Here is an 8,251-nt window from a genome sequence, read left to right as displayed (position 1 = left end):
GCCTGCTTCTCCGCCATGCTGCTGCAGAGTGTTGACTACTCTGCCCGCATGCTGCCCTGGCTGCCCGATATTCCGTGGCCCGTGGCCCTGCTAATCGTCATGGCGATCATGGCCTGCTTCGGTGCCATCAACGGCTGCATTATCGCATTCCTGAAGGTTCCTCCTTTCATCGCTACGCTGGGTATGCAGACCATCGTTTACGGCCTGTGCTCCGTCATCACCAACAACCAGCCCATGGGCGGTTACAAGCAGAGCTACCTGACCGTTGCCAGCGGCACGCTGGGCCCCATCCCGTTCCTGGCCATCTTTGCACTGATCGTCGGCATCTTCTTCTGGTTCCTCTACAATAAGACCCGTCACGGCAAGTACATGTACGCCATCGGCGGCAACGAGAACGCCGCTCAGGTTGCCGGTGTCAACGTCACCGCGTCCCTGATCCGCATCTACATCTTGGCCTCCTGCATGTATGCTCTCGGCGGCTTCCTCGTCGGCGCAAAGGCCGGCGGCGCTTCCACCAACACCGGCAACGGCTATGAGCTGGAAGCTATCGCAGCCTGCACCATCGGCGGCGTTTCCACCAACGGCGGCGTCGGCAAGGTCTCCGGCGTTCTGGTCGGTGTTCTGGTCTTTGAAGTCCTGAAGATTTGCCTGCAGTTCCTCGGCGTCGACCCCGCCTACACCTACATTGCACAGGGCCTTGTCATCGTCATCGCCGTTGCCCTTGACCTGCGCAAGTACCTGGCGAAGAAGTAACCTATGGGCGAAGAAAAGACTACTCCCGAGACCGAAAAGAAACCCGACCGCCCCGACCGCAGCCAGCTGAATGCCTTTGAGAATTTCTACGAGAAATTCCGCAAGGTTCCGCTGAAATACATAGACATCTTCATCGGCGTCTGCGTAGCCGCTCTGGTCATCGTAGTGCTGGTCGGCATCCTCAAGAGTAAGGGAATATTGTAAAAAAAGAAGCACCGTTCACGGAGAAAAATCTCTGTGAACGGTGTTTTTATTTGTGCTTTAGCAGAGCTGTAGGGGCCGCACATCTGCGGCCCGCAGCCTTGCCTTTACAGCGCGGCGGCCTTTTAGCCGAGGGGCGGATATGGAATTTGCCCCTATTATTTTTTGATCGCCTTTTTCTTCTTCCTGACACTATACCCAAAGCTGCCCAGCTTGCGCCCCAGCGCCAGGTAATCTCCATGGCTGTACACAATCAGCTTTGCCTTGTTCAAGCACAATTTCCCGCTTTCATCCAGCAGCCGCTCGTCCACATCTACGGCGACGCACTCCGCCAAGAACAAGTCATGGCTGCCTAAAGAAATGACCTGCGTGACCTTGCACTCCAAATTCACCGGGCTTTCCTCGACCAAAACCGTGCCCACCTTGGCGGCGGGGGCGGCGGTCAGGTGCATGGCGGCAAACTTGTCCACGTCGCGGCCGCTCTTGACGCCGCACCAGTCGATGGCCCGGACTAAGCTCTCGGTGGGCAGGTTCACGACGAACTCGCCGCTTTCTTGAATTAAATGGTGGCTGTACCGCTCGGGCCGCACACTGATGGACAGCATCGGCGGCTGGGTGCAGATGGTGCCGGTCCAGCCCACGGTGATAAGGTTCGGCTTGTCGGGGCTGCCGCAGCTGACCAACACCGGCGGCTCCGGGTTCAGCAGAGTAGACCCCTTCCATACCTGGCGGCTCATTGTGCATCCTCCTTGGCTTCACCAAAATTCGGCGTCGTTTCGCTGATAATATAGCGCGGGCGGTGCTTGGATTCCAGGTAGATTTTGCCAATGTACTCACCGATCACGCCCAGGCAAATCAGCTGCACGCCAGACACAAAGCAGATGATGCTCGTCATCGATGCCCAGCCGGAAACGGTCAGGCCCATGGCGGCCTCAATGACAGCCCACAGCACGCCGATGAAGCTGACCAGCGCCACAAACACGCCAAAGCCGGTGATGAACCGAATCGGCTTGGTGGACAAACTCGTGATGCCGTCGAAAGCTAGCGCCAGCATTTTGGACAGGGGATAGTGGCTCTCGCCCGCAATGCGCTCGTGGCGTTCGTAGGTCACGCAGGTGGATTTAAAGCCCACCAGCGGCACCATGCCGCGCAGGAACAGGTTGACCTCTTTGAATTTCGCAAACTCTTCCAGTGCGCGGGCGCTCATCAGGCGGTAGTCCGCGTGGTTAAAGACAACTTCCGCACCCATGGCATTCAAGATTTTGTAGAAACTCTCGGCGGTAAAACGCTTGAAAAACGTGTCGGTATCCCGCTTGCTGCGCACGCCGTAGACGATATCGCAACCGTCGCGGTAGGCATCCACCATGCCGTCCATGGCGTTGATGTCGTCCTGGCCGTCGCAGTCGATGGAAATGGTGATGTCGCAGCGGCTCTTTGCCTCCATCAAGCCCGCCAGCACGGCGTTCTGGTGGCCGCGGTTGCGGCTTTGGCAGATGCCGACGTAATGCTCGTCACTGGTGGCCAATTCGTTGATGATTTCCCAGGTGCGGTCCTTTGAGCCGTCGTTCACAAACAGCACGCGGCTGTCCGGGCTGATCTTGCCCGCCGCGGCCAGATCGTTAATTTTCTGCAAAAACATCGGCGCAGTGATGGGTAAAACCTCCTGCTCGTTGTAGCAGGGGATGACGATGTACAAAATCGGTTCAGTGCGGTTGTTCATACAAATAACCTCGATGTGTTTATTTTATGGGTACTTATGGGCAGGCGGCCCGCAGCCGCTCGGGATCCGGCAGTTTAAAGCTGCCCCGGAACAGCTCGATCAGCCCTTCCTCCTGCATACGGCTCAACTCGCGGGAAAGCGCACTGCGGTCGCAGTTCAAAAAGGCAGCCAGCTCGGTGCGGTTCATGCTGGTGGTAAAGGTGTCCGCGCCGCAGCGCTCCCGCTGTTCCAGCAGCCACATACAGATGCGCCCACGCAGGCTCTTACAGCAAATCAGCTCCAAACGGCGGTCCAGCGCAAAATATTTGTCACTGATGGTTTCCAGCCAGTTCTGCAGCAACTTCAAATGGGCGCTGTGCAGCGCGGCGCAGGGGCGCAGCAACGCCTCGCAGGGCAGGTAGAGCGCCAGGCACGGCTCGGCAGCAGCTACATTGACCGGGCTGCGGCTGCGCCCACCGGCCAAAACATCGGCAAACACACCGCCCGGCCCCATGTGGGAGATAACGACCGTGCTGCCGTCGGCCAGCGGCTTGCTGGCGGTGATGGAACCTTCCAGCACCAGGCCGACTTCCCGCGTCTCGTACCCGGCCATCAGCAGCAGCTCGCCCTTGGCATAGCGGCGCACCCGGGGCGCAAAGCAGGTCATCAGCGTGTCCAGCTCGGCGTCGGTCATCCCGCGCAAAAGGCGGGTGCGGCGCATCGTCTCGTAGTAGGGTGTATAGTCCATACGGCTCCTTGGGTGGTTACAAAAGGGTATCCTGTTGCCAGTGCAACAGACAATTCACATTTATTATAGTATAGTAGGGCCGCAAAAGCAACAAGGAGGATAAGATTTTTATGAAGTTGAAACGTGTTTTCGCCGCTGTTACGGCGTTTACTCTCTGTGCATCTCTGGCTGGCTGCGGCGCTACCGCCGCTGTCAGCGAGTCCGCTGCGGAATCCGTGGCCGAGTCCACCGTGGAATCTGCCGCTGAATCCGCCGTCGAGGCCGAGCCTGCCACCGACGAGTCCGCCGACACCGATGCCGCCGAGGCTGCCCTGCGCATTGCCGGTCTGAAAGGCCCCACCACGATGGGCCTGGTCAACCTGATGGCCGATGAGGTTGCCGAGAACTACAATTTCACGATGTACGGTGCGGCTGACGAGATCGTCCCGCTGCTGGTCAAGGGCGAGCTGGACGCCGCCGCTGTGCCCGCCAACCTGGCTGCGACCCTGTATAACAAGACCAACGGTGCAGTCGAAGTCGCCTGCATCAACACGCTGGGCGTGCTCTACATCGTCGAGAACGGCGAGACTGTCAATTCGGTCGAGGACCTGAAAGGCCAGACCATCGTCACCACCGGCAAGGGAGCAACGCCTGAGTACGTCCTGCGCTATGTCCTGAGCGAGAACGGCATCGATCCCGACAGCGACGTCACCATTGAGTATTGCAGCGAGGCCACCGAGGCCCTGAGCAAAGTCCAGGCCGGTGAGGCGACCATTGCCATGCTGCCCCAGCCCTTCGTCACCAGCGCTCTGTCCCAGGTCGAGGGCCTGCGCGTTGCCCTGGACATGAACGAGGAATGGCAGAAGGTGGCCGGTTCCAAGCTCGTCACCGGCGTTCTGGTCGTCCGCAAGGATGCCGTCGAGAATGACCCCGAGGCGTTCGCAGCCTTCATGGACGGTTATGCCGCCAGCGTTGAGGCCGCAAACAATGACCTGGAAGGCACCGCTGCCCTGTGCGAGGAGTACGGCATCATTGCCAAGGCCGCTCTGGCCCAGAAGGCGCTGCCTCAGTGCAACATCATCTTTGAGACCGGCGATGAGATGAAGACCGACCTCGAGACGTACTTCAACGTTCTGTACGCCGCTGACCCCGCCAGTGTGGGCGGCACCCTGCCTGCCGACGACTTCTACTATGCAGGCTAAATCTGATTTAATCCCCTCTTGCAGGGGCGGATGCGAGCATCGACCCCTACAAACTCCGCTGTGGCAAAAAGCCGCTGCTATCCTCGTGTGGATTCTGATTTGGCAGTTTGCCGCCATGGGGCTGGGGCACGGCGGGCTGTTTCTGGCTACGCCTTTGCAAACGCTGGGGGCGCTGGCGCAGCTGGCACCCACGGCTGCGTTCTGGCAGCGCATCGTATTCAGTGCGCTGCGCATAGTGGCGGGCTTCCTGCTGGCAGCAGCGGGGGGCCTGCTTCTTGGTGCGGCGGGGGCGCGCTGGCATTGGGTGCGGGTGTTCATTGACCCGGCCATGCAGCTGATCCGCGCCATGCCCGTCGCCAGCTTTGTCATTCTGGCCCTGCTCTGGGTGCGCAGCGCGAACCTTTCGGTCATTGTCAGCTTTACCCATGTGCTGCCGGTGGTCTACGCGGGTGTGCTGGGCGGCATTGCTGACACCGACCCGAAGCTGCTGGAAATGGCGAAAGTCTACCGTCTGCCGCTGTCCGCGCGGCTGCGGTACATCTGGCTGCCGGGCGTTTTCCCGTCGTTCTGCGAAAGCTGCATCGCCGCCATGGGCATGTGCTGGAAGAGCGGCGTCTCGGCGGAGGTCATCGGTCTGCCGGATCACAGCGTTGGCGACGCGCTCTACCGCGCCAAAATCACGCTGTCCACACCAGATGTGTTTGCCTGGACGCTGGTTATCGTGCTGCTGTCGGCGGTGCTGTCCGCCGTAGCGGCCTGGGGCCTGCGCACGGTGAAAGCCCGCCTTTGCGGGGAGGTGCGCACATGAGCATTGTGATAGAAAATCTCTGCAAGAAGTTTGGCACCACGCCGGTTTTGCAGAATTTCAGCTGGACGGTCGACCGCCCTATGGTGCTGATGGGCCGTTCCGGTTGTGGTAAAACGACGCTGCTGCGCATTCTGCTGGGGTTAGAAACGGCTGACTCCGGCACGGTCACAGGCGTGGAAACGCCCGCTGCCGTATTTCAGGAGGATCGCCTCTGCCCGCAGCTGACCGCCGCCGTGAACTTGACGCTGACAGGCCATGGTCTGACACCGCAGGAGGCAGAGCGGGAGCTGCGCGGCCTGGGCTTTACCGATGCCGAGCTGGCTTTGCCCGCTGCACGGCTCTCCGGCGGGCAGAAGCGCCGCGCCGCCCTGCTGCGGGCGCTGCTCTGCAAGGATGCTGCCACGCTGCTGCTGGATGAACCCTTCACCGGCATGGACGCCGAGCTTGTCGCCGATGCTGTCGCCGCCACAAAGCGGCTGGCAGGGGCGCGGCCTACGATTTTGGTCACCCATGACCGCACCGCCGCCGACCTGCTGGGCTGGCCGGTAAAAGAAGTATAAAAAAGCACGCCCGAGCGAAAACTATCGCGTGGGCGTGCTTTCCTTTTTCATATCAATTCCGCCAATATCGCGTTCTGCACCACCATCCCGGCGGGGGTCAGGCGGAACACATTGCCATCCAGCGTTGCATACCCGTGGCCCACGCACTGCCGCATGAACGCCCGCTGCGCCGCCGTGAACTGCCCGCCGCGCCGCTCGTACTCGGTGATATCCAGTCCGCTGACCAGCCGTAGCTGCATCAGCAGATAATCCTCGACTGTGCAGTCGCCCTCGATTTCCTCGTGGATCGTGCCGTCAATAAACCCCTGCACATCCCCGGGCCAGAACCGCCGCACATTGTCCACGCAACTGTGGGCTGCCGGGCCGATGCCCCAGTAGTCGTTGCAGTTCCAATATAACAAATTGTGCCGCCCTTCGTGGCCCGGGCGGGCAAAATTGCTGATTTCGTATTGGCGGTAGCCCGCAGCCTCCAACTGCTGCACGGCGTACAGGTAAAAATCCGCCGCCGCATCGCCGTCTGGCAGGCCTGCAGGCGGGCTGCGGTAAAAGGCTGTGCCCGGTTCTACCTTTAATAAATAGGCCGAGATATGCGTGCAGCCGCCGTCGCGCAGCAACGCCAGCGTGCGGTCAAACTCGGCGTTCGTGTACTCGGGCAGCGCCAGCATAATGTCGCCGCAGATCTCGTCAAACCCGGCCTCCCGCGCCCAAGCCAGCGCCTGCGCAGCCCCGGCGGCCGTGTGGGTGCGGCCTAACCGGCGCAGCTGGGCATCGTCGGCACTCTGCACACCAAAGCTGATGCGTGTTACGCCCGCTGCCCTGAACCCGCGCAGCGTCTCGGACGTTACGATGTCGGGATTCGCCTCCAAGGTGATTTCTGCGCCGGGCAAGGGGGCAGCGGCTTGAATCAAAGCATCGACCTGTGTGGGCGACAGCAGCCCGGGCGTACCGCCGCCGAAATACACAGTATCGGGGCAGCGGGTGTTCCTCGCCAGCTCCCGCAGCAGTGCGTCCACGTAGCTCTGCGGCACGCCGCGTGCACCTGGGGCCGAGTAAAAATCGCAGTACCGGCATTTTGCCTTGCAGTAGGGAATATGAATGTAAATACCAAACGGCTCTTTTTTGGACATAATGCACCTTTTGTTTTGGGAATTTCACAATTCTGTGCTATATTTAATAGTTTTGTGATTGCAACTATGCTTTTAAGGAAAAGAAGTTCAAAATACAACTGTAAAACGTCAAAAACATTATTGTCGCAAAATGTGGAAAAATTTCGTGGAATTAGGGAAGTAGCTTGCGTTTTACCGAACGACATGTAAAACTACGTCAATCTTTACATCTAAACCGTGGTTTGGTGTAGTAAGTGGTGTAGTAAAACACGTACAGTACGGTAAAATTTAGGCACCGCAAATTGATGTTTTGCCATCAGAATTCACTAACTTCAACATTTGTGCAGATGCATGAGTATACGTTGCGTGGGTATACACATTCAGTGTCATAGAAACATCAGCATGGCCCATGATATATTGTAAGTTTTTGACATCCATCCCGGCATTTGCCATGTTTGTACAAAATGTATGACGTAGTACATGAGGAGATAACGTATGAATCTGCTTGTCGGGGTTATCGCGATTATAGGCTCTTCTCAAGTCATGAAATACATGCTCAATGTCATATCGTGCTTGTAGTTTGCCGCTACGCTTTAAGGCAATGAAACCACTGTACCCGTCTACAACAGAAATCACATGGTTCTGTTGACTGCTGCGTACCAACCGCTGTAAACTGGCATAAGTCTTTTGCGTGATTGGAATATATCGCGTACCCTGTGCGGTTTTAGGCTTGGCAATATAATTGACCCCATTTTTTCCATAAATCAACTGCCGCTCAACCCGGATTCGCATAAGATCAAAATCAATATCATCTACTGTGAGTCCGCAGTATTCACTAACACGAAGCCCTGTCCAAAGCAAAACGATAAACAGGTCTAAATGTTTGCTGTAGACAGTGCTGCTTTCCATATAGGCAAGAAGATTCTTTTGCTGGATATCGGTTAATGCGGTTCGCTGCTTACGATTATTGGGAATGTAATTTGTCAGCTTAAACTGAAACGGATTCTTGAGAATAGCATCTTCCTCACATGCCATTTGAAATGCAGGCTTTACGACTGCCAAAATTGTTTTGATAGTTCCTGTGCTTTTTCCTTCTTCGAATAAAGAAATAATCCATTGCTGTGCATCGCTCATCTTGATAGTTCGAATAATTCGTGTTGAAAAAGCATCCTGTTCCAATCGATTTACAGTAGCG

At 57.6% G+C, this 8,251-nt stretch carries 10 protein-coding genes; 5 read left to right on the top strand and 5 right to left on the bottom strand.

Features of this window, described 5'->3' with window-relative positions; all coding sequences use genetic code 11:
- Positions 1 to 753 (top strand): ABC transporter permease subunit (locus ACZO0A_RS11990; RefSeq protein WP_486846387.1); only part of this gene is annotated, 753 nt, incomplete at its 5' end.
- 3 nt (positions 754 to 756) lie between these two features.
- The gene (locus ACZO0A_RS11985; protein WP_215692285.1) at positions 757 to 957 is read left to right on the top strand and encodes a hypothetical protein; all 201 of its coding nucleotides are present in this window, start codon (positions 757 to 759) and stop codon (positions 955 to 957) included.
- Positions 958 to 1,112: 155 nt separating this feature from the next.
- Here the strand turns inward: ACZO0A_RS11985 and ACZO0A_RS11980 are convergent, their stop codons facing one another.
- Genes ACZO0A_RS11980 through ACZO0A_RS11970 form a run of 3 tightly spaced genes read right to left on the bottom strand, consistent with a single transcriptional unit; the run spans position 1,113 to position 3,401 of the window.
- Positions 1,113 to 1,691, bottom strand: coding sequence for a flavin reductase family protein (locus tag ACZO0A_RS11980; protein WP_291209079.1), 579 nt, complete (start codon positions 1,689 to 1,691; stop codon positions 1,113 to 1,115).
- Positions 1,688 to 2,674 (bottom strand): glycosyltransferase family 2 protein, encoded by a 987-nt coding sequence (locus tag ACZO0A_RS11975; RefSeq protein ID WP_302375436.1) that lies wholly within the window; start codon positions 2,672 to 2,674, stop codon positions 1,688 to 1,690. The genes ACZO0A_RS11980 and ACZO0A_RS11975 overlap by 4 nt, the downstream gene beginning before the upstream one ends.
- Positions 2,675 to 2,708: 34 nt before the next feature.
- Positions 2,709 to 3,401 (bottom strand): Crp/Fnr family transcriptional regulator, encoded by a 693-nt coding sequence (locus ACZO0A_RS11970; protein ID WP_215692288.1) that lies wholly within the window; start codon positions 3,399 to 3,401, stop codon positions 2,709 to 2,711.
- Between the two features lie 110 nt (positions 3,402 to 3,511).
- Here ACZO0A_RS11970 and ACZO0A_RS11965 point away from each other — a divergent pair, with 110 nt between their 5' ends.
- The 3 genes from ACZO0A_RS11965 (at position 3,512) to ACZO0A_RS11955 (ending at position 5,950) form a co-directional block, all read left to right on the top strand.
- Entirely contained in the window at positions 3,512 to 4,582 is a 1,071-nt protein-coding gene (locus tag ACZO0A_RS11965; protein WP_294718122.1) for an ABC transporter substrate-binding protein, read from the top strand.
- 85 nt (positions 4,583 to 4,667) lie between these two features.
- Positions 4,668 to 5,390, top strand: coding sequence for an ABC transporter permease (locus ACZO0A_RS11960; protein WP_294718123.1), 723 nt, complete (start codon positions 4,668 to 4,670; stop codon positions 5,388 to 5,390).
- Entirely contained in the window at positions 5,387 to 5,950 is a 564-nt protein-coding gene (locus ACZO0A_RS11955; protein WP_302375437.1) for an ATP-binding cassette domain-containing protein, read from the top strand. Before ACZO0A_RS11960 ends, ACZO0A_RS11955 begins: the two co-directional genes overlap by 4 nt.
- A gap of 47 nt (positions 5,951 to 5,997) precedes the next feature.
- Here the strand turns inward: ACZO0A_RS11955 and hemW are convergent, their stop codons facing one another.
- Together hemW and ACZO0A_RS11945 are read right to left on the bottom strand one after the other, a co-directional pair.
- Positions 5,998 to 7,077, bottom strand: a complete 1,080-nt coding sequence (hemW, locus tag ACZO0A_RS11950) for a radical SAM family heme chaperone HemW (protein WP_302375438.1) — start codon at positions 7,075 to 7,077, stop codon at positions 5,998 to 6,000.
- Between the two features lie 267 nt (positions 7,078 to 7,344).
- Positions 7,345 to 8,251: tyrosine-type recombinase/integrase (locus tag ACZO0A_RS11945; RefSeq protein ID WP_486846384.1), on the bottom strand; the 907-nt coding region annotated here is incomplete at its 5' end.

It is taken from the genome of Gemmiger sp., from assembly GCF_057431175.1.
Note: the sequence above shows the minus strand (reverse complement) of the source record. Positions and strands in the feature narration are given on the sequence as shown.